Here is a 25,716-nt window from a genome sequence, read left to right as displayed (position 1 = left end):
AAATTTTTAAATTATGATATAATTATATAATAAAATTGTAAATATTAAAATATCATTGAAAGATTTGGAGAGATAGCATGGAATTTCTAAATGGAATAGTAGAATCTATTGTATTCAAAAGTGATGATACAGGTTATGTAGTATCAAAAATAAGATCAGATAAAGAGTGCATAAGTGCAGTTGGGATAGTTCCTTTTTTAAAAGAAGGGCAATATGTTAAATTAAAAGGACAATGGGTATTACATAAACAATTTGGGCGTCAATTTAATATAGAAGAATATGAAGAAATACTACCAGATTCTGTGGAGGGGATTGAGAAATATTTAAGTACTGGAATAATTCACGGAATAGGGCCTATAACAGCGAAAAAAATTGTCAAAAAGTTTAAAGAGAAAACATTAGATATATTAGATAACAATATAGAAAGACTACAAGAAGTTGAGGGTATTGGAGAAAAGAAGTTTAAGATAATATATGAATCATATATAGAACAAAAAGATTTAAAAGATATAATTATATATTTTCAAGGGCATGGTATGACTACAAATCAGTGTATAAAAATATATAAGAAATTTGGAGTAGATGCTAAGTCTATAATTTTAGAAAATCCTTACATACTTTCAGATGAAATATCAGGGATAGGATTTATAACTGCAGATAGGATAGCAAAAAGCCTTGGTATAGAAACAATATCACCATTTAGAATACAAAGTGGCATAAGATATATATTAAATCAATTTTCAGCAGCTGGAAATACATATATGCCAAAAGAAAATTTAATAAATGAAGTATCAAAGATTTTAGTAGTTCCATCAGAGCTAGTAGAAGAAAGTTTGTATAATTTAGCTTTAGAAACAAAGATAAAAATTGAAAAGATAAATGATATAGAAGCAATATTTTCACTACCATATTATTATTGTGAGCTTGGAGTAACAAATAAAATAATAACATTAAGTATAGAAAATTTTAGGACTATAAATTCAGACATTGAATTTGAAATTGAAGCTTTTGAAAGAAAAAATAATATAAAATTTGCTTCTTCACAAAGAGAAGCAATAATTGGGGCGTTTGAAAATGGAATAGAAATAATAACAGGGGGACCAGGAACAGGTAAAACTACGATAATAAAATCTATAATAGAAATATATGAAAATAGTGGAATGAAGGTTTTATTAGGAGCCCCAACAGGAAGAGCGGCTAAGAGAATGACTGAATCTACTGGAAGAGAAGCAAAAACAATACATAGATTGCTAGAAATGGGAGTAAGTGAAGAGGAAAATTCTTATTATGGAAAAGGAGAATCAGAACCATTAGAGGCAGATGTAATTATAATAGATGAGGCATCTATGATAGATATAATGCTTATGCATAGTTTGCTTAAAGCTATAAAGCTTGGAACAAGATTAATAATAGTTGGAGATGTAGACCAGCTTCCTTCTGTTGGTGCTGGAAATGTATTAAAGGATTTAATAGAAAGTAATTTTATAAAGGTAGTAAGACTTAGAGATATATTTAGACAAGGAGAAGAAAGTCTAATTGTGACAAATGCCCATAAAATAAATAATGGAGAAATGCCATATATAAATAGAAGAGATGGAGATTTTTTCTTTGAAAATAAGGAAGACCTTGATGAAATATTACTTACAATAATTGATTTAATAAATAGAAGATTACCTAATTTTAATAAATCCTGGGATAAATATAGAGATATTCAAATACTAACACCTACAAGAAAAGGGATACTAGGAGTACAAAATTTAAATAATAAACTTCAAGAAATCTTAAATCCTAAATCTAATAATAAAAGGGAAAAGGAATTAAAAGATGTTATTTTTAGAGAAGGTGATAAAGTGATGCAAACTAAAAATAATTACTCTTTAAAATGGATTAGAATCAATGGAGAAGGAGATAATGAAGGTGTAGGGGTATTTAATGGTGATATGGGGTTTATAAAAAGTATAAACGAAGAAGAAAAAACAATGACAATAATATTTGATGATGAAAGAAAAGTAGTTTATGACTATATTTATCTAGATGAATTGGAGTTAGCTTATTCGATAACAATACATAAAAGTCAAGGAAGTGAGTTTAAAGTAATAATTACACCTGCTTTTATGGGATCTCCATTTTTAATGAATAAAAATTTATTATATACAGCTATAACTAGAGCAAAGGAATTAGTAGTTGTGGTTGGAATCCCTAAGGCTTTAAAATATATGGTTTCTAATACAAAAAGTATGGAAAGATATTCTTCACTTAGAGATAGAATTGTAGATATTACAAGTAAAGATATTTTTATTGAATAATGAGGAGAGGTTAAATGTTAGATAAAAGGTTAATAAGCCTTAAAGAATTGAATGATTGTAAATCTAAGATAAATAAATGGTATAACAAACAATCAAAAATATTAACTATTATAACTAATCCATACAATACTGCATTAGTGTATTTAGATCTAATAAGTTCATTATTAAAAGAGAATAAAAGAATATTGTATGTATGGGGTGAAACAGATGTAAATAAAGAAATAATAGAGGGTTTAAAAGAGAATGAATTAAAGTTTAAATATTCTTATATAAATGAAAAAGAAGGAAAAGAAAATTTGATTTTTACAAACTTTAAAAATATTAATAAAATAAATGATTATTATGATTTATGTATAATTGATGATATAAGTAAATTTTCTACAACTTCAAAAGAAGAGATTAGAGAGTACATGGAATACTTATACCTATATAGCAATAGAATTTTAATACTATCTGTAGAAAAAATAGTTAGTATGGGAAGAAGTATATTTTTATCAGACTTAACAAGAAATAAGCCTTTTGTAGAGCCTAGGATAATAACTACTAGAGTAAAATTAGATGAAGATATGCCGTACACGCTATATGACTATTTAATGTGGTTTAAAAATAACAATAGAAAAGTTATAATTTTTATTCCATCGGAGGAAAAAATAAGTAAACTATATAATTACTATACAGAGGATTTAAAGATTGAAGATGTAAAAATAATCAAATTTTTAAAAAATGATAACCTAAAAAAAATAGATTTGCTTTATAAATCAAAAAACAGAAGCATATTTGTAATTACAAACAATATAAGAAGTTATGTTAAAGATACAAATGATATAGATATAGTAGTACTATTTTCAGATGATATATTTTATAGTTACAAAAAGATAATATATTTTTGTGCTGAGGTAGGAAAGAATATTAGTAATGATAGTAGAATAGGGGAAGTTCTTTTGGTGTCTAAAGAAATATCAGAAGACATGGACAAGGCTAAGGAAATAACAAGGGGTTATAACAAAGAGATATGGGAAAAAGGTTTATTAAATTATTAAAAGTATTTATTAATGAATTATTAGATATACTATATCCACCTAAGAATAAATGTATAAGTTGCGATAATGAGTATATTGGTTTGTGTAAGACCTGTCAAAAGAAAATAATGAGAGTAAAAGAAAGCTCTAAAATTTTATCATATGGATACTATAGTGGAGTAATGAAAAATTTAGTATTAGAATTTAAATATAGGAAAAACTTTTTGGCAGGAAATATATTAGCCAATTATTTATATGAATTAATAAAAGAAAATAATATTAAAGCTGATGGGATTTTTTTTATTCCAAGCAGTAAAAAGTCACTAAAAGAGAGAGGATTTAATCAGTGTGAATTTATAGCTAAAATAGTAGGGGATAGACTAGGTGTACCAGTTTATAAAGATATAATAAAAATAAAGAATATAAAAGAACAAAAAACATTATCTAAAGAAGAAAGATTGAAAAATATAAGTGGAGCTTTTGAGGCTGTAAGCAATATTAATATAAAAAATAAAAAGGTAATTTTAATAGATGATGTGGTAACAACTGGGGCAACATTATTAGAATGTGAAAAATTATTTATAAAAAATGGAGCTTGTTCTATAAAAATGTTGACAGTTGCCAAAAGTTATATATAATAATTAATGTAAAGCTAGGTCTGTGGATGAAAGTCGATGCTAGTCGCAGGCAAAACGATCCACGTAAGTTGGAAAAAATTTCTAATGAGCATGGTGCGGTATAGAAGTAAGTCCTACCAAGAAAATTGAGAGAGTTAGTAGTGAGAGGTTAATTCCGAGTAGCAAAAGCTCCAGTAGGCGAGTGTGGGGGCAAAAGCCAGGTCAGCTAGTTTTAAAAAATATCCATTAGTTTTAAAAACTAATGGATATTTTTTTAGCAAAATTTATAAAATATAGAGAAAATAGAAGTTATGTTGAGTAAAATAAAGCGAATTTTCTGTCAATTAACCTTGAACACTCTTGCTTAAAAAGATTCCAAGGTGGTATAATATATATATAAAACAAATAAAAATTTTAAATCTACTGAGTAAGATTTAATCTTACAGAGAGGGGATGAACTTATATGAAAGTTTCAGTAATAGCAAAAAATACTACAGCAACACCAGCATTAAAGGATATGGTGGAAAAAAAGCTTTCAAAGGTGAAAAGATACTTTGATCCAGAAGTAGAGGCAAAAACTACTTTATCAGTACAAAAAAATAAACAAAAGGTAGAAATTACAATACCATTTAATGGAGTAATATTAAGAGCAGAAGAATCAACTGAAGATATGTATAAATCAATAGACTTAGTAGTTACAAAATTAGAAAGACAAATTAGAAAGCAAAGAACAAAGTTATCTAGAAGAAATCATGAGTCATTAAGATTCCCGCAGTTAGATGAGGCTACTTTAAGTGATGAAGTGGTAGAAACAAATGGGGAGGTTGTTAAGGTTAAAAAGTTTGGAGTTAAGCCTATGTCAGTAGAAGAAGCTGTACTTCAAATGGAATTAATAGGACATAACTTCTTTGTATATCAAGATTCAGATGAAAATAAAATATGCGTTGTATATAAGAGAAAAGATGGAGATTATGGTTTATTAGAGCCAGAATACATTTAATTAATAAAAGGAAGTGCATTGCGCTTCCTTTTTAGTTATAATATTATTAAAAAGTAAGTTATTCCTTGAATTAATTGTTATTAAAATGGTATAATTTATAAATGAAATTTAATAATTAGAATCTTTAGGTACGATAAAACTAATCAAATAAAATAAAACGATTGGAAGGAAAATAAGTATGGGATTTTTGGAAAAAGTATTTGGTTCATATAGTGAAAGAGAAGTAAAAAAGTTACAAAAAGTAGCAGATAAAATAGAAGAACTAGATGAAAGTATGCAAAAGTTATCAGATGAGGATCTTAAAGCTAAAACTGATGAATTTAAAAAAAGAATACAGAATGGAGAAACTTTAGATGACATCTTACCAGAAGCCTTTGCAGTTTGTAGAGAGGCTGCATGGAGAGTGCTAGGGATGAAGCATTATAGAGTTCAACTTATAGGTGGCATGGTTCTTCACCAAGGAAGAATTGCAGAAATGAAAACTGGTGAAGGTAAGACTTTAGTTGCAACATTACCACTATATTTAAATGCTTTAACAGGAGAAGGAGTTCATTTAATAACAGTTAATGATTACTTAGCAACAAGAGACGTAGAATGGATGGGTAGGCTATATAATTTCTTAGGTTTAAGCACTGGCTGTATAGTTCATGGCTTAACATCTGAACAAAGAAGAGCAGCTTATGGAGCAGATATAACTTATGGAACTAATAACGAGTTTGGTTTTGATTACTTAAGAGATAATATGGTGATTTATAAAGAAGAAAAAGTACAAAGAAAGTTAAACTTTGCAGTTGTTGACGAAGTTGACTCAATACTTATTGATGAAGCTAGAACTCCACTTATAATTTCAGGAGCTGGAGAAAAATCAACTAAGTTTTATAATGTTGCAGATAACTTTGTAAAGCAATTATTAGCAGAAAAGGACTATACAATAGATGAAAAAGCTAATTCTGTAATGCTAACTGATTCTGGAGTAGAAAAAGCAGAAAAAGCATTTGGAATAGATAACTATGCAGATGCAGAGCATTTAGAGTTACAACATTATATAACTCAAGCATTAAAAGCAAATTATGGAATGAAGATAGATAAGGACTATATGGTAAAGGATGGTCAAGTAATAATAGTTGACGAGTTTACAGGTAGACTTATGGAAGGTAGAAGATATTCAGATGGACTTCATCAAGCTATAGAAGCTAAAGAAGGAGTTAAAATAGAAAGAGAATCAAAAACTCTTGCTACAATAACATTCCAAAATTACTTCAGAATGTATAAAAAGTTATCAGGTATGACAGGTACAGCATTAACAGAAGAAAATGAATTTAGAGAAATCTATGCACTAGATGTTATAGTTGTTCCTACAAATAGAGCTATTGCAAGAGCAGATAGAAGTGACTTAATATATAAAAATATAAAAGGTAAGTATAATGCTATTATAGAGGATATAATAGAAGCTAATAAAAAGGGTCAACCAGTTTTAGTAGGTACAGTAAGTATAGAAAGGTCAGAATATTTATCATCTCTATTAAAAAAGAGAGGGGTTAACCATAAAGTACTTAATGCTAAGTATCATGAGCAAGAAGCTGAGATAATTTCTCATGCTGGAGAATTAGGTAGTGTTACTATAGCTACAAATATGGCAGGTAGAGGTACAGATATTAAGCTTGGAGAAGGCGTAAAAGAATCTGGTGGATTAAAGATAATTGGTACAGAAAGACACGAATCAAGAAGAATAGATAATCAGTTAAGAGGTAGATCTGGTCGTCAAGGAGATCCAGGGGAATCTGTATTCTATATATCATTAGAAGATGACTTAATGAGAATATTTGGCTCTGAAAAGATTCAAGGTTTAATGGATAAATTAGGTTTAGAAGATGATGAAGCTATTGACCATAAAATGGTGAGTAAGGCTCTAGAAAATGCTCAAAAGAAGGTTGAAGGTAATAACTTTGATATAAGAAAGAATCTTATAGGGTATGATGATGTTATGAACATGCAAAGAGAAGTTATTTACAAGCAAAGATCTGAAGTTCTAGAAGGTAAGGACTTAAGGGAACAAATTAACGGAATGGTAAATGAAATAGTTTCTGATGCTGTTAAGGCTCACTTAGATGGTGTAAATGAAAATTATGAAGAAGAAATAGGAAAACTAATTCAATACCTAGAAGATATATGTTTACCTCATGGTACAGTTAAAAGTGAAGATTTAATAGATTTATCTAATGATGAAATAATTACTAAATTAATAGATATATTAATGAAAGTTTATCTTGAAAAAGAATTAGAATTTGGTGAAGAGCAATTTAGAGAAGTTGAAAGAGTAATACTTCTTAGAGTAGTAGATCAAAAGTGGATGGATCATATAGATAATATGGATCATTTAAAACAAGGAATTGGATTAAGAGCATATAAGCAACTAGATCCAATACAAGCATACCAAATGGAAGGTAGTGCTATGTTTGAAGAAATGATAAATGGAATAAAGTTAGATACAATTAAGTTCCTATTCCATATTCAAGTTCAAAAGCCTGTTGAAAGAGAAAGAGTAGCAGAAGAAACTTCAGCAAGTCATGGCGAGGGTGGTTCAGAAACAAAGAAACAACCAGTTAGAAATGAACCTAAGGTAGGTAGAAATGATCAATGTACATGTGGAAGTGGTAAGAAGTATAAAAATTGTTGTGGAAGAGAAGTTTAAAAAAGTGCCTACATGGCACTTTTTTAAAACTTTAATATATTAATAATAAATAAAAAAGATAGGGTGATTATATGATAATTAAGTTAGAAGCAGAATTACTAAAACTTAATGATATAAAAAAAGTTACAAAAGAAATGGGGGCTTCTCTTTGACAAGGAAGCACTTGAAAAGCAAGTAAAAGAGTTAGAACTTCAAATGCAAGAAAGTGGATTTTGGGAAGATATAAAAAGAGCTGAAGGAGTTACAAAGGAAAGTAAGAGAGTTAAGGATAAAATAGACAGATACGAGTCATTAGTTTCTAGAATTGATGATGTTGAAGTATTATCAGAATTAGTTGATGATGAAGATCAAGAATCTATTGATGAAGTAATAAAGGAAATTAGATTAATAGAAAAAGATGTAGAAGAATATAGAGTAGAATTACTTTTATCTGGGGAATATGATAGAAATGATGCTATATTGAATTTACATGCTGGAGTTGGCGGTACAGATGCAAATGATTGGACTGAAATGCTTCTTAGAATGTATACAAGATGGTGTGAGAAAAAAGGATTTAAAGTTGAAACCATTGATTATCTAGAAGGTGATGAAGCTGGAGTAAAAAGCGTAACATTAAAAGTTAAGGGTGAATTTGCTTATGGCTATTTAAAAGCAGAAAAGGGAATACATCGATTAGTAAGAATATCTCCTTTTAATGCTAATGGTAAAAGGCAAACTTCTTTTGCGTCAATTGAAGTTCTACCAGAGCTAACAAAAGATCAAGATATAGAAATAAAATCAGATGACTTAAAAATAGATACATATAGGGCAAGTGGAGCTGGTGGTCAGCATGTTAATAAGACAGAATCTGCAATAAGAATAACTCATATACCAACTGGAATAGTTGTTCAATGTCAAAGTGAGAGAAGCCAATTTTCAAACAAGGATACAGCAATGTCGATGTTAAAGTCTAAGCTTATAGAATTAAAAGAAAGAGCACATAAAGAAAAGATAGAAGACTTAACAGGAGAATTAAAGGATATGGGATGGGGAAGCCAAATAAGGTCATATGTATTCCATCCATATAATTTAGTTAAAGATCATAGAACAAATGAAGAAACAGCAAATTTAAATGCAGTTATGAACGGAGAAATAGATAACTTTATTACAGCTTATTTAAAAAATAGCAATTAAAAGGATTTAGCAAAGCTAAATCCTTTTAATTATCCTAATTTTCTCTTTTTTATATGATTTATAAAAGGTGCAGAAACTAAGAAGCCGAATAGAATAGCAAATATAAATAAAGAAGCTTTACTATGAAAAAATACAGTAAACGGACTATAACAGTAGGCATTTATTTTATCTTCTATAACATTATAAGCACTATCTATAGCATCAGTACTTATATGTTCAACGGTGTCATTAGGGGTATGAATTTTAGACATATCGCTATGACAAAAGCTTAGAGCATCTATACCTAAATTATTAAAGCTTGCATGATCACTTGAATCCTCATATATAACATTTGTAGATACATTATTTTTCTTAGAAATCTTTTCAATAGACTTCAAAAGCTCTGATTCATTATCTTTAAATGAGGCTCCAAGCATTAAAGTAAGAGGATAGTCTTTACTACCAATCATATCAAAATTTACTACTTGAGCTCCTTTTAATTTATCAATATTGCTTTCAGCAAAACTTTTAGAGCCTAGCAGTCCAAATTCTTCTGCATTCAAAGCTGCAAAAATAATATCTCTCTTAGGAGTTCCATAATTAGATAATGTTTTTTGAAGTTCTAATAAAAATGCAGTGCCTGATGCATTATCTAAAGCCCCATAATAGGTATTCTTAAGTCCATCTTGGCCTAAGTGATCGTAATGAGCAGTTAAAACAAGTGGAGAAAGATTCTTAGAAGATCCTTTTAAAACTCCAACTATATTTACTAAGTCTTTTTCACATGTTGAAAATGGTAAATTAACAGATACAGTCAATCCTTCTCTTATAGAGTCTAATATTTTATTATAGGTATTAGTAGTTATTAAAACCATCATGTCATACGGGAAATTACTTATAAATGAACTTCTAAATGAAAATTCATTATTAGGAGCAACATAAAATAAACAATTACCGTCTTTTGTTATTACTTCTATAGAGTTTGTATAAATATTTACCTTATCCTCTTTAGAAAAACTTAAATTATGAATTCTAAAGTTAATCATATCTTCTTTATAATCAACACCATATTTTAAGGATTCTATAACTTTATCCTCTGAAGAAACTTTAAGATAAGGAGAGCTATTATTATTTATTGGACATGTTGTTTTAAAGTCTTCTTTAAAACTTTCATTAAGTGGAACTAATTTATTATCTTCAAAGTTTTTTCTTATTATTTCTCCCACAAGTAAATTTCCATTACTACCTGCTAGTCTACCTCCGTAAGTTTCTGAAGATAATATAGCAATATTTTCCTTTACGTTATCAGCATTAAATGGCGAATATGTAACGTTAAAAAATATAGAAGTACATAAAAGTACTAGACTGGTAATTAGTGATATTGAATAAAATATTTTCTTTTTCATAAAATATACCTCAAATAATAGTTATATTTAATACTATTACGTGAGGTATAAAATTATGAAAATAAATAAAAATAAGGAGATATATTTAAGCTTTTTTATAAATTAGCTCTATAAATCCATAAATTAAAGAAGACAGAATACAAATATAAATTAAAATGTTTATTTGATTTGTAACAATTGAAAAAACACCACCAACTATTGATGAAAATAATATTATACAATTTATAAATTTGGACAATCCTGATTTATTAATTATTATTTCTTTAGTTGATGATATAAGAATTAATATTAAGGTTAAGAAATATAAAACATATCTTAAAGTATTAGAAAATTCAATTATGTAATATTCATTTAGAATTATAAAAACTATGAAGAATATAAGTAAAATATTTATTATCTTATTAATTAAAATTATAAACTTATTCATATACATCACCCATCTGTAAAAATTTTACAATTATAATTATAAACCTTATTTTACATAATATCAATATTGTAATTGTATTTAATATTTAATATTTTATATATGTGTGCACAAAAAAGTGAATTATATGTTACATAAATGTGCAATATTGTATTATAATATCATTATGTAAATTTTGGAGAAAAATTTCTAATATATTTTAGGAGGACTTTATGGTTGATATTGTTGAAAGATTATCATCTGAATTAGGAATAAGTATGACTCAGGTAAATAACGTAATAACTTTACTTGATGATGGTAATACAGTTCCGTTTATTTCAAGGTATAGAAAAGAGCAAACAGGTGCTTTAAGTGATGAAGTATTAAGAAAATTTCAAGAAAGACTTACATATCTTAGAAACTTAAAGGATAGAAAAGAAGATGTGTTAAGACTTATAGAGGAACAAGGGAAATTAAATGATGATATATTAAAAGCTTTAGAAAGTGCTAAGACATTGACAGAGGTAGAGGATATATATAGACCTTATAAACAAAAAAAGAGAACAAGGGCTACTATGGCATTAGAAAGAGGGTTAAAACCACTTGCTGATATAATATCTGGTGGTGAATTTAAGGGAGATGTTAATAGTGAGGCAGTTAAGTTTATAAACGAAGAAAAAGATGTTAGTAGCATAGAAGATGCAATTAATGGTGCCTTGGATATAATAGCAGAAGAAATATCAGATGAAGCAAAATATAGAAAATGGATAAGAGAATTAGTATTCAAAGAGGGAAAGATACAATCAACAGGAGAAAGTGATAAACATACACCTTTTGAAATGTATTATGAATATGGTGAAGAAATATATAAAATACCACCACATAGAATTTTAGCTATAAATAGAGGAGAGAATGAGAAAATATTGTCTGTTAAGATAGCTGTAAATGAAGATAAAATAATAAATTATTTAGAAAAAGAAATATTAAAAAACATTATAGCTACTGATGAATATTTAAAAATAGCGATAAGAGATTCATTAAAAAGACTAATATATCCGTCTATTGAAAGAGAAGTTAGAAATGAACTTACTAACATAGGCGAAGAAGGAGCTATAAAAATATTTAAGGAAAACTTAAAAGCATTATTAATGCAACCACCTATTAAAGGAAAGGCTGTTATGGGGTATGACCCAGGGTTTAGAACAGGTTGTAAAATAGCTATACTAGATAGTACTGGAAGATTTTTAGATAAGTCTACAGTATATCCGACAGCACCACAAAATAAAGTTAAAGAAACTAAGAAAATATTAAAAGAATTAATAAACCAATATAATGTTGAAGTTATTTCATTAGGTAATGGAACTGCTTCAAGAGAATCAGAAGAAGTAATATCTGAAATAATATCTGAAGTAAAAAAAGAAACAGGAAAAGAAATAGCATATGTTATAGTATCAGAGGCAGGAGCATCAGTTTATTCAGCTTCAGAACTTGCTACAAAGGAATACCCAGATTTAGATGTTACGGTTAGAGGAGCTATTTCTATAGGAAGAAGATTACAAGATCCTATGGCAGAATTAGTTAAGATAGATCCAAAGGCTTTAGGTGTTGGACAATATCAACATGATGTTACTCCTAAAAAGCTTGATGAATCTTTAAAAGGTGTTGTTGAAGATTCTGTTAATAAAGTCGGAGTAGATTTAAATACTGCGACACCATCATTACTTACTTATGTTGCAGGGGTAAATTCAAGTATTGCAAATAATATAGTAAGTTACAGAGATGAAGTTGGTGCATTTAAAAGTAGAAAAGAATTGTTGAAGGTTAAAAGGCTTGGACAAAAAGCTTATGAGCAATGTGCAGGTTTCTTAAGGGTTATGGAAAGTAAAGAATCTTTAGATAATACATCAGTACATCCAGAGTCTTACGATGCTGCAAGAAATTTAATACAATTACTGGGATATACTAAAGATGATTTAAAAGAAAATAATCTTAAAGATATAGATGAAAGAGTAAAGGATAAAGGGCTTTTAAATGTTTCTAAAGAACTAGAAATTGGGGAACTTACTCTTTCTGATATAATAAAAGAACTTAAAAAGCCAGGCCGTGATCCAAGAGAAGAAATGCCAAAGCCTATTTTAAAGACAGGAGTAATTGATTTAAAAGATTTAGCAGAAGGTATGATACTTATGGGAACAGTAAGAAATGTATCAGACTTTGGAGCTTTTGTTGATATTGGAGTTCACCAAGATGGTTTAGTTCATAAAAGCCAGATGGCAGATAGATTTGTAAAGCATCCGTTAGATATTGTAAAGGTCGGAGATATAGTAAAAGTTAAAATATTGGAAGTAGATAGTAAAAGAAACAGAATTTCCTTATCAATGAAAGGAATAAAAGAAGAAGATTGTTAAAAATCTGCTTGCAAAAATGTATAATTAAACATATAATAATAGTATAAATAAATTATCTTCAGGGCGGGGCGTAATTCCCCACCGGCGGTATAGCCCGCGAGCTAAATTTTAGCATGATTCGGTGAAACTCCGAGGCCGACAGTATAGTCTGGATGGAAGAAGGTAAGTGGTTAGATATTGCTTGATATTTATGTTAAGCACATCTTATTTCTTATGGATTTTATGCCCTGATATATTTTATATATCAGGGATTTTTTTATTAACATGAATCTAAATAAGATAAGATGGTAAAATTAATAAAGAAAATTGTTAAAATAATATCATTTTATTGAAGTGATCTAACCTATTGCCCCAGAGGATAGACTTTTGGGAGGAGAAAAAATGAACAATCAACAAAACAAAAACCTAAACAAATTTATTAAAATTTCACTTTTAGGTGCAATAGCAGTGGTGCTTATGTACTTCGATTTTCCAATACCGTTTTTACCATTTCCATGGCTTAAGATTGACTTAAGTGATATTCCGGCACTTATGGGAGCATTTGCATTTGGACCAATGGCAGGTATTGTTGTAGAATTGATAAAGAACTTATTGATTTTAATAGTTAAGGGAACAGCAACAGGTTTTGTAGGAGAAACAGCTAACTTTATAGTAGGTATTTCTCTAGTAGCTCCAGCGGCATGGGTTTATCACAGAAATAAAAGCAAGAAAACAGCTTTACTTGGAATGATTTTAGGAATAATATCAATAGAAATTGTAGGAATATTAGCAAATGTATATTTCTTATTACCAGCATTCGGAATGCAAATGGCAAAAGAAGAGTTAATAAGATATGTTACTTTAGGATTACTACCTTTCAATGGTATAAAATCAATATTAGTATGTGGAATAACTTATGTTTTATACAAAAGAGTTTCAGTAGCAATTTTTAATGTAGATTCAAATTTTGACAATTCTAAAAAGAGAAAGTTAAATTCAATATAGCAATAAGGCTAACTGTTAATTTGTTTAATAGTTAGCCTTATTTATATTTATTATGTTTTTTAGATGTTTATTTTAATACACCTTATTGTATAAATAAAAATATCTTTATTAAATTGGAAATATAAAATAGTTGCATATACAACTAAATATGATATAATCTAAAATGGTTGTATATGCAACTATTTTGAAAGGTAGGTAAACATAGTGGGAAACTTAAAATGTGAAAATATAGCTAGATATATTTCTCAAATACAAAGGAAAGCAAATATATTTTTCTTAAAGGAATTATCCCATTTAGGAATTGGATATGGGCAATTTCTTTTTTTAATGGAACTATATAAAGAAGATGGCGTAAGACAAGAGGATTTATCCGAAAAACTTAATATAGATAAAGGCACAACTGCGAGAGCTATAAAAAAGTTAGAATGTGAGTCATTTATATATAGAAATGAAGATAAAAATGACAGAAGAGCTTATAGAGTTTTCTTAACAGAAAAAGGAATTGAATTAAAGGATGAGATATATAAAGTAGCTATAAAGTGGGAAAATAATCTCACTAAAAATCTAACATTAGAAGAAAAAAATATTATGTTAAACTTACTGAAAAAATGTATATAGATAAAATTTTATATAGACAAAATGTTAAAAAAGAGGTGATTTAATGGGAACTCAACAATTACTTGCAAATGAATCAATAGGTAAATTATTATTGAAGTATTCTGTACCTGCAATAATAGGTATGATTGTAAATGCTTTATATAATGTTGTTGATAGAATATTTATTGGAAATATACCAGAGGTAGGTTCACTAGCTATTACGGGAGTTGGCGTAACTATGCCTATTACAACTATAATTCTTGGGTTTGCAATGCTTATTGGTATTGGAGCAACTACATCAATATCAATAAAACTTGGGCAAGGCAAAAAAGAGGAAGCATCTAAGGTAATTGGAAATGCAATAACTTTATCAGTAACTATTTCAGTTATATTAACTATTATAGGATTAGTTTTTGGTGATGTAATACTAAGTAAATTTGGAGCAAGCAGTGAAACTTTATATTATGCCAAATCATATATAAACATAATTTTACTAGGAACAATATTTAACTTAATAGCATTTACTATTAATAATACAATAAGAGGGGATGGAAATCCTAAATTAGCAGCAATTATTATGGTAATTGGGTGTATAACAAATATAGTTTTAGATGCAGTATTTATTTTTATATTTAATTTAGGAATACAAGGTGCAGCGATAGCAACTGTTATATCTCAGTTTTTAACTGCAGTTATAGGAATTAGTTATTATGTTAGTGGAAAATCTAACTTAAAATTTGTTAAATCAAGCTTAAAATTAGATAAAGAAATAACTATTGAAATATTATCAATAGGGGCAGCTCCTTTTTCTATGCAAATAGCAGCAAGCTTAGTTCAAGTTATATCTAATAATGTTTTAAAGACATATGGAACTGATTTAGCAATAGGAGCAATGGCTACTATATCATCAGTAGCATTAATGTGTTTAATGCCTATATTTGGTATAAATCAAGGAGCACAACCTATAATTGGATTTAATTATGGAGCAAAACAAGAGGAGAGAGCTAAGAAGGCTTTTAAGCTTTCAGCTTTAGTAGCCACAATAATATTAACATTTGCATTTATAATAGTTCAAATATTCCCAGAAGCCATAATAGGGATATTTAACAAAGATCCTAAGTTTATGGAAATATCAGTTAAAGGAATGAGAATATACTTGCTTATGCTTCCTATAATAGGAATATCAATAACAGGATCAAATTATATTCAATCTATAGGAGAAGCAAAAACAGCAATGTTTTTAAGTTTGCTTAGACAAGTAATTTTATTGATTCCATTTATATTAATTTTACCAAGAATTTTTGGATTAGGACTAAATGGAGTTTGGATTGCGCAACCAGTTAGTGATGTTTTATCAACTACAATAACTGCATTAATATTGGTAAAAAGTATGAAAACAAAAGAAGAAAAAGAAGAGCCATTACTAAAAAAGGCTAATTAATAGAAAAAAGGTATAAACTTTATATAGAGTTTATACCTTTTTATTATTAAAGTAAGTCATTAAAATAGCATCTTCTTTAGTGTCCTCATAATATCCTTTTCTAAGACCATTTTCAATAAAAGAAAATTTTTTATAAAGATTTTGAGCAGAAATGTTTGAAGCTCTTACTTCTAAGTTAATTAATGAACAACTTAGATCATCACACATGTTTATTAGTGAAGATAATAATTTACTACCTACTCCAAGTTTCCTATAGTTTGGATGAACAGCTATGTTAGTTATATCAGCTTCTCCAACTATAATCCAAACTCCAACGAAACCTATAACAGAGTTTTTTTCTATATCTTTAGCTATTATATATTTAGCTAATGGATTATTTAATTCACCTGAAATGGAACTTCTACTCCATGGGGTAGAAAAACATAAGTTGGTTATATTTAAAACACCATCAATATCTTCGTCAGTCATTAAACTATAGCTTACCTTCATTTTCTAAAGCTAACCTCTTTTCTAGTTCCCTCTGAGCTTGAGGCTTTTTTAAATAAAATGGAGAAGAATTTAATTCATCATATTTATTATCTAGTAATAATTTAATGCCTAAGTCACCTAAAGATGAGGCTCTTATTACACTTAAATGATTAGGTGCAAAAGAAGCATTAGGAAGATTTTTTGATAAATAATCTCTATGCTTGATTAATCCATCACCTGTAAATATCACTTTTTCATTTTTGGTTTTTAATAACTCAATTAATTCATCTAACTCAAGGGCAGAATAATCAATTAAAGCTTCTAAGTTTCCATTATTGTTTCTGTATAGACAGGTATATACACTATCTCTTAAAGCATCCATTATAGGGCATATTATTCCATCAAAGCTTATAAGAGAATATGCAAGAGCATCTAAACTTGATACACTAATATAAGGTTTATTTGACCCAAAACTTAAGCCTTTTATTGTAGCCATGCCAATTCTTAAACCTGTAAATGAACCTGGACCTTTTGAAACAACAAATCCATCTACATCATCAATCGATAGATTTGAATCTTTTAATAATTTATCTATAATATCCATTATCAAAGTTGAATGTTCCATTTTATTATTTAATGTATATTCAGCTATTAAAGCATTTTCACTTAAAAGTGCAGCGGTTGCTACTTTAGAAGCTGAATCAATACTTAAAACTATCATAAATTTAACTCCTTTATATAATTATATCGGTCTCCATATGGAGTAATTGAAATTTTTCTGAAATTTTCGCCTTTTGATAAGTCCTTCTCTATTAAAATATGTAAATATTCCTTAGGTAAAATTTCTTCTATGTAATTAGCCCATTCAATTATAGAAACACCTTCTGAGAATATATAGTCATCAAATCCAATTGCATAGATTTCATCGGGATCACTAACTCTATAAACATCAAAGTGATATAGTTTAAGCCTACCTGAATCATATTCATTAACAATAGTAAAAGTGGGGCTAGTTATATGTTCATCAATGTGTAATCCTTTAGCAATTCCTTTAGTTATATGAGTTTTACCAGTTCCTAAATCACCAGTTAAACAAATTATATCACCTGGATTCAAAAGTTTACCTATGGAATAACCTATATTGGTAGTTTCTTCCAAACTATTAACGTAAAAATGCATAAATAATCTCCTTTCTAAATATTCTATATTAATATATTCTATCGAAAATAATAAAAAAAGGAAAGTTAAAATAATATACATAATATGGTAAAACGAATTGAATTGTAGTAAAATATAAATAATTTACTGTATAAGTAATTTGTAATTTTTATATATTAATGATAAGATATGATAAAAGTAGAGAGAGATTATATATTCCTTGGAGGAAAATTTTATGAAAAAATTAACATATGCGTTAGTTATTTTTACTTCTATTTTATTTTTAGGACTAACTTTTTCTTATAATCCATTAATGGCTAATCCTACTGATGAGTTAGATGAGCAAAAGGATATTTTTTTAAACATATTAACTGTTAATAAAGAACAATATAAAATGGTTAAATCATTAGTTGGTGATAAACATAGTGTTGAATATCTATTAAATACTGAAAAGGACATTAAAGCTTTTCAGGTTAATGATAATGTTCTAAATAATATCTTGAATATGGATTTATTTATATACAATGGATTGGGATATGAAAAATGGGTAAATGATATAATAGAAAATTCTAAAAACTCAAATTTAGGAATTATAAATATGAGTAGAGGAATAAGACCAATGGTAACAGAGTTAAAAGCAGTAAATGAAGAAAATCCATATTACCTATTAGGGTTTAGTGAATATAAGATTGCACTATATAATATAAAATCTTCAATACAAGAGAAGGACATTAAAAATAGAAGCTATTATGAAGATAATTATAATAAGGTTGTTAAAGAATTAGATGATTTCTTGACAAAGACAAAAGAAGATTTAAAGAAGTATAAAGATTATATTATAGTTACAGATACAGATAAATTTGACTATTTGTTTAGAGATCTTGGAATACAAGCTAAGAAAATAAAAGATAATAGCATAAAAAATATTATTAATGATAGCGATATAAAGGAATCTAACATTGTATTTGTTCATGATAATGAATTAGGTCATATAGATGATTTAAAAAATAAAATAAAAGTCGATTGTATTTATATAGAGTTAAACACAGAAAGCAATGATGATGTATTAATTGATAATACAAGCAAGTTAATTAATAGCATAAAAACAAAAACTAATATTAATAGTTGATTTTTATGTTTACATAAGATATAATAGTTATTGTTGCAAAGGGGTATAGCTCAATTGGTAGAGTAGCGGTCTCCAAAACCGTTGGTTGTGGGTTCAAGTCCTACTGCCCCTGCCAAGTAAAAGCCAGCGATTCTAAATCGCTGGCTTTTTGTTTTGTTATGTTATATTATATAGTTATAGTTAATAGGCAATATAGTATTAAAATGAGACTTGATTATAAGTAATGAATTATTATCTTGACAAAGATTAAAATATCATGATAGAATAATTTTTGTTGGAGGGGTATAGCTCAATTGGTAGAGTAGCGGTCTCCAAAACCGTTGGTTGTGGGTTCAAGTCCTACTGCCCCTGCCATAAGAGAGTGTAAGATTTTACACTCTCTTATTTTTTCATGTTTTTTATTAGATTAAAATCAACTGCAATTATTTATATAAAATTTGCCAAAATCTGATATAATTAATAATATATTTTAAAATTTATCTATGAGGGATGAGTATGAGGAAAAAACTATACAAGGTATCGTTTATAATTTTTATAAGTATTACTCTATTAATAAATATAAGTTATGATGCATTAGCATTAACTAATGAAGATAAAAATATTAATTTTAAAAGAATTACAATAGAGGATGGTTTATCTCAAACATCTGTTGAGTATTTATTTCAAGATAGTAAAGGGTACATGTGGATTGGTACAGCTGATGGATTAAATAAATATAATGGTAATAAATTTGAAGTATTTAGATATGGAAAAGATAAACCCAATAGCATAAGTGGTAATTATATTTCTGCGATTAATGAAGATAAAGAAGGTAATATATGGGTTGGAACTTCTAGGGGATTAAATAAAATAAATATTAATACAAAAGAAATAAAAATTTATTTACCTGGAGTAGACGGATGTAATTTGTCAAACTATAATGTAACAGAAATTTTAGTAAATTCAAAAGGTGAGATATACATAGCTACAGAAGATGGGTTAAATATTTATAATAAAGAAAGTGATAACTTTGAAAGGCTATATAACTCTAGTGAAGAAAAGAGCTCTTTAAGTAGTCAATTTGTTTATTCTATTGTTGAAGATTCTTATGGGGATTTATGGGTAGGAACAGAGGATGGATTAAATAAAATTGTAAATAGTTCAAAAGAAATTATAAAATATTACTCTAATGAATCAGTTAATTCAATTAGTGATAATTTTATTTTTAAATTATATGCAGATAAATCAGATAATTTATGGATTGGTACATATAGTGGAGGGTTAAATAAATTAAATTTAAAAACAAATGAAATAGAAACATTTATCAATGATCCTAAAAAAGATTCATCTATACCTGGTAATTTTGTAAGGTACATATTAAGGGATAGTAGAGGTCTTTTATGGGTAGCAACTAATAATGGATTAAGCAGATTTGATGAGAATGAAAAAAAGTTTATAACATACGAATCAAAAATATATGATCCTCAAAGTATAGTAAGTAATAATACATTAAGTTTATTTGAAGATAAATCTGGAACTTTATGGGTGGGAACCTATGATGGAATAAGTTTATTTAATCCAAAAACCTCATTTAAAAATTATAAGAATGATCCTTTTAATGCTAATTCGATAAGTGAAAACATGATTGCTGGAATATATGAAGATGATGATGGGCTTTTATGGGTAGGTACAGTACACGAAGGATTAAATGTAATAGATAGAAAAAAAGGTGATATAACAAAATTTAAAAGCTCAGATGATTTTAATTCATTAAGTAATGATTATATTAGAGATATAGCTGGAATTGAAAATGAAATTTGGATAGCAACAGAACATGGGTTAAATAAATATGATAAAAAAACCAAAAGCTTTACTAGATATTTTAACAATCATGATGAAAATAGTTTAGTCTCTAATGACGTAAGAACTTTATATATTGATGATGAGGGACTTTTATGGATAGGTACTAGAGATGGGTTATGTACTTTTGATAGAAAAGAGACCTTTAAATCATATAAAAATATTTTACTTAGTAATGGGATAACAGAAAACATATTTTCTGATATAGTACAGGATAAATCTGGAGTTATATGGATAGCATCTGGCTTAGATGGAGGTCTAATAGGTTTAGATAAAAAGACAGGAATTATAAAAAACTATAGAAATAATGAAGACGATGAAGAAAGTATAAGTTTTAATGCAATAAAATCAATTGGAGTAGATAATAAAAATAATCTTTGGATAGGAACGCAATATGGACTAAATAAATTTAATAAATACACAGAAAAATTTCATAGATACACAGAAAGTGAAGGTTTATCAAATAACTTTATATATGGAATTTTAATAGATGATAATGGAAATCCATGGATGAGTACAAATTATGGAATATCTAAATATGATGTAGATAAAAACAAGTTTATAAATTTTAATGTTACTGATGGATTACAAGGAAATGAATTTAATGGTTTCGCCTCCTTTAAAAGCAAGAAAGGCGAAATGTTCTTTGGTGGAATTAATGGACTTACTTGTTTTTATCCATATGAATTAGAAGAAAAAAAGTTTTCTCCAAATGTAACTATAGATAAAGTTTATAATGGTGAGAAGGAATTATTAGATTTATCAGATATAAATATAGATTATAAAAATAACCATATACAATTTAACTTTTTTATGCCTGATTATAGAAATGTTAGTAAGATTCAGTATTCGTATAAATTAGAAGGACTGGATGAAAATTGGATTTTTTCTGATGATAGAAATTATGCAAGTTATACAAACCTAGATTCGGGAATATATACCTTTAAAGTAATTGCTAGAAACTCAAGTGGTGAATGGAGTATTCCAACTTCTGTAACATTTAAAGTTGGAATGAAGCCTTGGGAAACACCAATAGCATATTTAATTTATGGAATAATTATAGTTATAATAGTATACATAATATGGAATAGAGTGAAAATATTAGATAGCTTAGTAGAGCAAAGAACACAAGAGTTAAATAATAAGTTTAAAGAGAATAAGGATCTGTATGATAAACTTATTAAAAATGAAAAATATAAGAATAATTATTTTGTTAACTTATCTCATGAGCTTAGAACTCCACTTAATGTTATTATATCTACTCAGCAATTAATAACAAAACTAAATGAAGAGGATAAATTAATATCTAAAGAAAAGTTAGATTATTATATGACGACATTAAGAAGAAATTCGGATAGATTACTAAAATTAATAAATAATATAATAGATACATCAAAAATTGAATCAGGTTCATATAAGCTTAAAATAGAAGAAAATGACATAATTTATTTAGTGGAAGAAGTTGCATTATCTATGAAAGACTTTGTTGAAGCTAATGGAATAGAGCTCATTATTGACCCAGAAGTAGAAGAAAAGGTAATAGAATGTGATGAAAGTGAAATAGAAAAATGCATAGTAAATTTGATTGGAAATGCTGTTAAGTTCACTCCAAAGGGAGGGAAAATAGAAGTAAGAATAGTAGATATGGGGAAATTAGTAAGAATATCAGTTAAAGATTCTGGAATCGGAATAGATAAAAAATATCATAAAGCAATATTTGATAGATTTGGACAAGCTTATAATGATATATCAGAAGAGCATGGTGGAAGTGGACTTGGATTAACACTAACAAAACAATTAGTAACACTTCACAATGGAAATATAGTTGTTAAGAGTGAGCCAGGATTAGGTAGTGAGTTTATAATTATATTACCAACTAAGCAAAATACCAAGTAATTAGAAATAGATTGAATATTAAAATGATTACATTTTTTTATTGTCTGATATAATGTACAAGAGTAATACTATCTTGACACTACATATTCTCAATGATAATATGATAGATATATGGGTACATGGATTTTTACTGTAAAGTAGATAATACCTAAATTAGGGTGATTTTTATCTTAATTTAGGTATTTTATTTTCCAATGCAAGGAGAATGAGAGAATATGATTGTAGAAAAAATATTAAACAATAATGTTGTTGTCTCAATAGATCCTAAAACTAAAAACGAAGTTATCGTTATGGGATCTGGAATTGCTTTTAAAAGAAAAGTAGGTCAAGAAATAGAAGAAGACAAAATTGAAAAGATATTTGTAGTAGATGATAAAAGAATGGGAAATAAGCTTAAAAAACTTATAAACCAAATACCAGATGGTATATTTGAATTGTCACATGAAATTATATCTTATGCTAATAAACAACTAGGTAGAAATTTGGATAAGCAAATATATATTTCTTTATCAGATCATATTGCCTTTGCAATTAAAAGATATAAAAGTAATGTGCAAATAAAAAATGATTTTCTAAATGAAATAAGAAGAATACATAGGGAAGAGTATAAAGTTGCATTATGGGCTGTTGATTATATAAATAAAAGATTAAAGATAAACTTGCCAGAAGACGAAGCAGGGTTTATTGCATTACATTTAGTTAATGCAAGTTATCAAGAAACAGCAAAAGAATCATTAATATCAACTAATATAATTAAAGGGATTTTGAATATAATACGATATTATTATTCAGTTGAATTTGATGAAGAAGATATAAACTATGATAGATTATTAACCCACCTTAAGTATTTTGCGAAAAGAGTGATTACAAATAATCAAAATGAAGATAATAATAGTGAATTTTTAGAAATGGCATTAAAGAGCTATCCAGAGGCTTATAATTGTGCTGAAAAAATAAAATTATATATAGAAAGTAGTTATGATTACAAAGTAAATGAAGATGAAATAGTATATCTAACAATGCACATACATAGAGTTATTTCAGTGTTAAGAAATAATCATTAGTACGCACAATGGGACTTAAGCTAAATATTTTGATGCTTAAGTCTTTATTTAAGTGTAGAGTTCTTAGGAGGAAACATGAATACTATATTTTTAAAGAAGTCATTTGGAATACTTCAAAGAATCGGTAAATCTTTGATGTTACCAGTTGCATTATTGCCGGCTGCTGGACTTTTAATAGGATTAGGCACAGTATTACAAAATCCAGATATAATAAATAATATTCCAATTCTAGCAGGGGATAAAATTCAATTAATAGCAAATATAATGTCATCTTCTGGAAATATTATATTTTCTAATCTTCCTTTAATTTTTGCTGTAGGAGTAGCAATAGGAATGAGTAACGGAGATGGAGTAGCGGCATTAGCATCAATAGTTGGATTTTTAATAATGAATATGACTATGGGAATAACTGCAGGCGTAGACTTATCACAGGTTGGTAAAAATCCAATGTATGCTACTGTATTGGGAATTCCTACTCTACAAACAGGAGTGTTTAGTGGAATAGTAATGGGAATAACTTCAGCAATAATATATGAAAAATTTTACGATATTAAATTGCCGGAATTTTTAGGCTTTTTTTCAGGGAAAAGATTTGTACCAATAGTCTCAGCTATATCAGGTGTCCTATTAGGAATTGTAATGGCAGGAATATGGCCACCAATTCAAAATTTTTTACTAAACTTTTCTAGAAGTATGATAGGAGCAAATGAAACAATTTCGGCATTTATATTTGGGGTAGTACAAAGAGCATTAATACCCTTTGGATTACATCATATATGGTATAATCCATTTTGGTATCAATTTGGTGAATACACAAATTTAGCAGGTCAACTTGTAATTGGAGATCAAGCAATATTTTTTGCTCAATTAAAAGATGGAGTTGAGTTTACAGCAGGTACATTTATGACAGGCAAATTTCCCTTTATGATGTTTGGGCTTCCAGCAGCAGCTTTAGCGATGTATCATGAAGCTGATGAGGATAAGAAAAAATTAGTTTCAGGAATATTATTTTCAGCAGCATTAACATCATTTTTAACAGGTATAACAGAACCAATAGAGTTTATGTTTTTATTTGTTGCACCAATATTATTTGCGATACATTGTGTATTTGCAGGATTATCTTTTATGATAATGCAGCTATTAAATGTAAAAGTCGGATTAACATTTTCAGGTGGACTTATAGACTTTATATTATTTGGTGTATTACCTAACAGAACAAAATGGTGGTGGGTAATAATAGTTGGAATAATATTTGCAATTATATACTATATAGGTTTTAGATATGTAATAAGGAGGTTAGACTTAAAGACTCCTGGTAGGGAAAGGGAAGAAAGTGAAGTAGATATAGATATATCAGATGGAGATTTAGCTTATAAAATTTTAGATGCCTTTGGAGGCTCTAAGAATATAACATATTTAGATGCATGTATAACTAGATTGAGGATTACTGTAAGAAACTTAAAATTAGTAAATAAGAGCAAACTTAAAACTTTTGGATCAGCAGATTTAATGATAATAGGAGATAATATACAAGCTGTATTTGGACCGAAATCTGATATGCTTAAAGAGCAAATGAAAGATATTATTAATGGAAAAGAAGTTATAGTTAAAAAAGAAAAAAAGATAGACTTAATTAAAAAAGGAATAAAGATTGAGAGTTCAATTATGATTCCTGCTACTGGAAAACTTTTAAGGTTAGAAGAAGTTCCTGATGAAATATTTTCTATGAAACTTATTGGTGATGGATTTGCTATAAACCCTAAGAAAAATATTTTAATATCGCCTATAAAAGGTACTATATTAACTATATCACCTACAGGTCATTCAATAACTGTTAGAGGATTAGATGGATTTGATATATTTATTCACATAGGAATAGACAGTATAAATTTAAAGAGTAATGAATTTAAAGCATTTGTTAAAGAAGGAGACTTAGTAGAAGAAGGTGACTTGTTAATAGAGTTTTCATTAGAAGAAATGATAAAAAAACTAAAATCACCTATTATAGCAATAATATTTAAAGGTTTGCCAAAAGAAAAATTTATTTATTTTAATAGTGATATAGATGTAATTTCTGGAGATATAAATAAAGTAGAAATACATAAAAAATATGATTAATTAAATATAACAAAATATC

Annotated in this window: 19 protein-coding genes, 2 tRNA genes and 1 riboswitch; of the genes, 16 read left to right on the top strand and 5 right to left on the bottom strand. The window is 27.7% G+C overall.

Features of this window, described 5'->3' with window-relative positions:
* Positions 1-77: 77 nt before the first annotated feature.
* From recD2 to prfB, 6 genes are all read left to right on the top strand, one after another.
* A complete protein-coding gene (gene recD2, locus ACZJV1_RS16625) occupies positions 78-2,306 on the top strand; it encodes an SF1B family DNA helicase RecD2 (RefSeq protein ID WP_463650844.1) in 2,229 nt (742 codons plus the stop codon).
* Positions 2,307-2,320: 14 nt separating this feature from the next.
* On the top strand, positions 2,321-3,346 hold the full coding sequence (locus ACZJV1_RS16620) for a hypothetical protein (protein WP_411168974.1): 1,026 nt from the start codon (positions 2,321-2,323) through the stop codon (positions 3,344-3,346).
* Entirely contained in the window at positions 3,319-3,963 is a 645-nt protein-coding gene (locus ACZJV1_RS16615; protein ID WP_460286541.1) for a ComF family protein, read from the top strand. Before ACZJV1_RS16620 ends, ACZJV1_RS16615 begins: the two co-directional genes overlap by 28 nt.
* A gap of 442 nt (positions 3,964-4,405) precedes the next feature.
* Positions 4,406-4,942 carry a ribosome hibernation-promoting factor, HPF/YfiA family gene (gene hpf / locus ACZJV1_RS16610; RefSeq protein WP_411168972.1) on the top strand — a complete coding sequence of 179 codons (537 nt, stop codon included), beginning with the start codon at positions 4,406-4,408 and terminating at the stop codon, positions 4,940-4,942.
* Between the two features lie 178 nt (positions 4,943-5,120).
* On the top strand, positions 5,121-7,634 hold the full coding sequence (gene secA, locus ACZJV1_RS16605; protein ID WP_411168971.1) for a preprotein translocase subunit SecA: 2,514 nt from the start codon (positions 5,121-5,123) through the stop codon (positions 7,632-7,634).
* Between the two features lie 71 nt (positions 7,635-7,705).
* A protein-coding gene (gene prfB / locus ACZJV1_RS16600) for a peptide chain release factor 2 (protein WP_460286544.1) occupies positions 7,706-8,807 on the top strand; the annotation gives its coding sequence in 2 pieces (ribosomal slippage) (positions 7,706-7,780 and positions 7,782-8,807; 1,101 coding nt in all).
* 29 nt (positions 8,808-8,836) lie between these two features.
* Here the strand turns inward: prfB and ACZJV1_RS16595 are convergent.
* Positions 8,837-10,192, bottom strand: coding sequence for a M28 family metallopeptidase (locus ACZJV1_RS16595; RefSeq protein WP_463650843.1), 1,356 nt, complete (start codon positions 10,190-10,192; stop codon positions 8,837-8,839).
* 85 nt (positions 10,193-10,277) lie between these two features.
* Positions 10,278-10,619, bottom strand: a complete 342-nt coding sequence (locus tag ACZJV1_RS16590) for a hypothetical protein (protein ID WP_411168968.1) — start codon at positions 10,617-10,619, stop codon at positions 10,278-10,280.
* Positions 10,620-10,828: 209 nt separating this feature from the next.
* Between ACZJV1_RS16590 and ACZJV1_RS16585 the strand changes: the two genes are divergently transcribed.
* The 4 genes from ACZJV1_RS16585 to ACZJV1_RS16570 all read left to right on the top strand — a co-directional run bounded on the left by ACZJV1_RS16585 (position 10,829) and on the right by ACZJV1_RS16570 (position 16,025).
* Positions 10,829-13,003, top strand: coding sequence for a Tex family protein (locus tag ACZJV1_RS16585; RefSeq protein ID WP_463650842.1), 2,175 nt, complete (start codon positions 10,829-10,831; stop codon positions 13,001-13,003).
* 50 nt (positions 13,004-13,053) lie between these two features.
* Positions 13,054-13,171, top strand: a riboswitch (FMN riboswitch).
* Positions 13,172-13,384: 213 nt separating this feature from the next.
* Entirely contained in the window at positions 13,385-13,987 is a 603-nt protein-coding gene (locus ACZJV1_RS16580; RefSeq protein ID WP_460286548.1) for an ECF transporter S component, read from the top strand.
* 204 nt (positions 13,988-14,191) lie between these two features.
* On the top strand, positions 14,192-14,605 hold the full coding sequence (locus tag ACZJV1_RS16575) for a MarR family winged helix-turn-helix transcriptional regulator (RefSeq protein ID WP_463650841.1): 414 nt from the start codon (positions 14,192-14,194) through the stop codon (positions 14,603-14,605).
* 43 nt (positions 14,606-14,648) lie between these two features.
* Entirely contained in the window at positions 14,649-16,025 is a 1,377-nt protein-coding gene (locus ACZJV1_RS16570) for an MATE family efflux transporter (protein WP_463650840.1), read from the top strand.
* Positions 16,026-16,055: 30 nt separating this feature from the next.
* Here the strand turns inward: ACZJV1_RS16570 and rimI are convergent, their stop codons facing one another.
* From rimI to tsaE, 3 genes are read right to left on the bottom strand one after another with little or no spacing between them, the layout of a single operon-like run.
* Positions 16,056-16,514, bottom strand: coding sequence for a ribosomal protein S18-alanine N-acetyltransferase (rimI, locus tag ACZJV1_RS16565; RefSeq protein ID WP_460286551.1), 459 nt, complete (start codon positions 16,512-16,514; stop codon positions 16,056-16,058).
* On the bottom strand, positions 16,498-17,214 hold the full coding sequence (tsaB, locus tag ACZJV1_RS16560; RefSeq protein WP_463650839.1) for a tRNA (adenosine(37)-N6)-threonylcarbamoyltransferase complex dimerization subunit type 1 TsaB: 717 nt from the start codon (positions 17,212-17,214) through the stop codon (positions 16,498-16,500). Before tsaB ends, rimI begins: the two co-directional genes overlap by 17 nt.
* On the bottom strand, positions 17,211-17,672 hold the full coding sequence (tsaE, locus tag ACZJV1_RS16555) for a tRNA (adenosine(37)-N6)-threonylcarbamoyltransferase complex ATPase subunit type 1 TsaE (RefSeq protein ID WP_463650838.1): 462 nt from the start codon (positions 17,670-17,672) through the stop codon (positions 17,211-17,213). The genes tsaB and tsaE overlap by 4 nt, the downstream gene beginning before the upstream one ends.
* A 214-nt stretch (positions 17,673-17,886) precedes the next feature.
* Here tsaE and ACZJV1_RS16550 point away from each other — a divergent pair, with 214 nt between their 5' ends.
* From ACZJV1_RS16550 to ptsG, 6 genes are all read left to right on the top strand, one after another.
* Positions 17,887-18,780: a metal ABC transporter substrate-binding protein gene (locus tag ACZJV1_RS16550; RefSeq protein ID WP_463650837.1), complete on the top strand. Its 894-nt coding sequence runs from the start codon at positions 17,887-17,889 to the stop codon at positions 18,778-18,780.
* A 39-nt stretch (positions 18,781-18,819) separates the two neighbouring features.
* Positions 18,820-18,895: transfer RNA gene (locus tag ACZJV1_RS16545), tRNA-Trp, on the top strand.
* A 163-nt stretch (positions 18,896-19,058) separates the two neighbouring features.
* A tRNA-Trp gene (locus ACZJV1_RS16540) sits at positions 19,059-19,134 on the top strand.
* A gap of 141 nt (positions 19,135-19,275) precedes the next feature.
* Positions 19,276-22,515 carry a two-component regulator propeller domain-containing protein gene (locus ACZJV1_RS16535; protein WP_463650836.1) on the top strand — a complete coding sequence of 1,080 codons (3,240 nt, stop codon included), beginning with the start codon at positions 19,276-19,278 and terminating at the stop codon, positions 22,513-22,515.
* A 215-nt stretch (positions 22,516-22,730) separates the two neighbouring features.
* On the top strand, positions 22,731-23,579 hold the full coding sequence (gene licT / locus ACZJV1_RS16530; RefSeq protein WP_411168960.1) for a BglG family transcription antiterminator LicT: 849 nt from the start codon (positions 22,731-22,733) through the stop codon (positions 23,577-23,579).
* A gap of 75 nt (positions 23,580-23,654) precedes the next feature.
* Positions 23,655-25,697 (top strand): glucose-specific PTS transporter subunit IIBC, encoded by a 2,043-nt coding sequence (gene ptsG, locus ACZJV1_RS16525; protein WP_463650835.1) that lies wholly within the window; start codon positions 23,655-23,657, stop codon positions 25,695-25,697.
* Positions 25,698-25,716 lie beyond the last annotated feature (19 nt).

The organism is Clostridium sp. LS3 (assembly GCF_055330225.1).
This window is presented reverse-complemented; position numbering and strand designations above follow the sequence as displayed.

What these genes read in the sequence shown, in the direction of transcription:
- recD2 (WP_463650844.1), top strand. Translation starts at nt 78, where the DNA reads ATGGAATTTCTAAATGGAATAGTAGAATCTATTGTATTCAAAAGTGAT.
- ACZJV1_RS16620 (WP_411168974.1), top strand. Translation starts at nt 2,321, where the DNA reads ATGTTAGATAAAAGGTTAATAAGCCTTAAAGAATTGAATGATTGTAAA.
- ACZJV1_RS16615 (WP_460286541.1), top strand. Translation starts at nt 3,319, where the DNA reads ATGGGAAAAAGGTTTATTAAATTATTAAAAGTATTTATTAATGAATTA.
- hpf (WP_411168972.1), top strand. Translation starts at nt 4,406, where the DNA reads ATGAAAGTTTCAGTAATAGCAAAAAATACTACAGCAACACCAGCATTA.
- secA (WP_411168971.1), top strand. Translation starts at nt 5,121, where the DNA reads ATGGGATTTTTGGAAAAAGTATTTGGTTCATATAGTGAAAGAGAAGTA.
- ACZJV1_RS16595 (WP_463650843.1), bottom strand. Translation starts at nt 10,192, where the DNA reads ATGAAAAAGAAAATATTTTATTCAATATCACTAATTACCAGTCTAGTA.
- ACZJV1_RS16590 (WP_411168968.1), bottom strand. Translation starts at nt 10,619, where the DNA reads ATGAATAAGTTTATAATTTTAATTAATAAGATAATAAATATTTTACTT.
- ACZJV1_RS16585 (WP_463650842.1), top strand. Translation starts at nt 10,829, where the DNA reads ATGGTTGATATTGTTGAAAGATTATCATCTGAATTAGGAATAAGTATG.
- ACZJV1_RS16580 (WP_460286548.1), top strand. Translation starts at nt 13,385, where the DNA reads ATGAACAATCAACAAAACAAAAACCTAAACAAATTTATTAAAATTTCA.
- ACZJV1_RS16570 (WP_463650840.1), top strand. Translation starts at nt 14,649, where the DNA reads ATGGGAACTCAACAATTACTTGCAAATGAATCAATAGGTAAATTATTA.
- rimI (WP_460286551.1), bottom strand. Translation starts at nt 16,514, where the DNA reads ATGAAGGTAAGCTATAGTTTAATGACTGACGAAGATATTGATGGTGTT.
- tsaB (WP_463650839.1), bottom strand. Translation starts at nt 17,214, where the DNA reads ATGATAGTTTTAAGTATTGATTCAGCTTCTAAAGTAGCAACCGCTGCA.
- tsaE (WP_463650838.1), bottom strand. Translation starts at nt 17,672, where the DNA reads ATGCATTTTTACGTTAATAGTTTGGAAGAAACTACCAATATAGGTTAT.
- ACZJV1_RS16550 (WP_463650837.1), top strand. Translation starts at nt 17,887, where the DNA reads ATGAAAAAATTAACATATGCGTTAGTTATTTTTACTTCTATTTTATTT.
- ACZJV1_RS16535 (WP_463650836.1), top strand. Translation starts at nt 19,276, where the DNA reads ATGAGGAAAAAACTATACAAGGTATCGTTTATAATTTTTATAAGTATT.
- licT (WP_411168960.1), top strand. Translation starts at nt 22,731, where the DNA reads ATGATTGTAGAAAAAATATTAAACAATAATGTTGTTGTCTCAATAGAT.
- ptsG (WP_463650835.1), top strand. Translation starts at nt 23,655, where the DNA reads ATGAATACTATATTTTTAAAGAAGTCATTTGGAATACTTCAAAGAATC.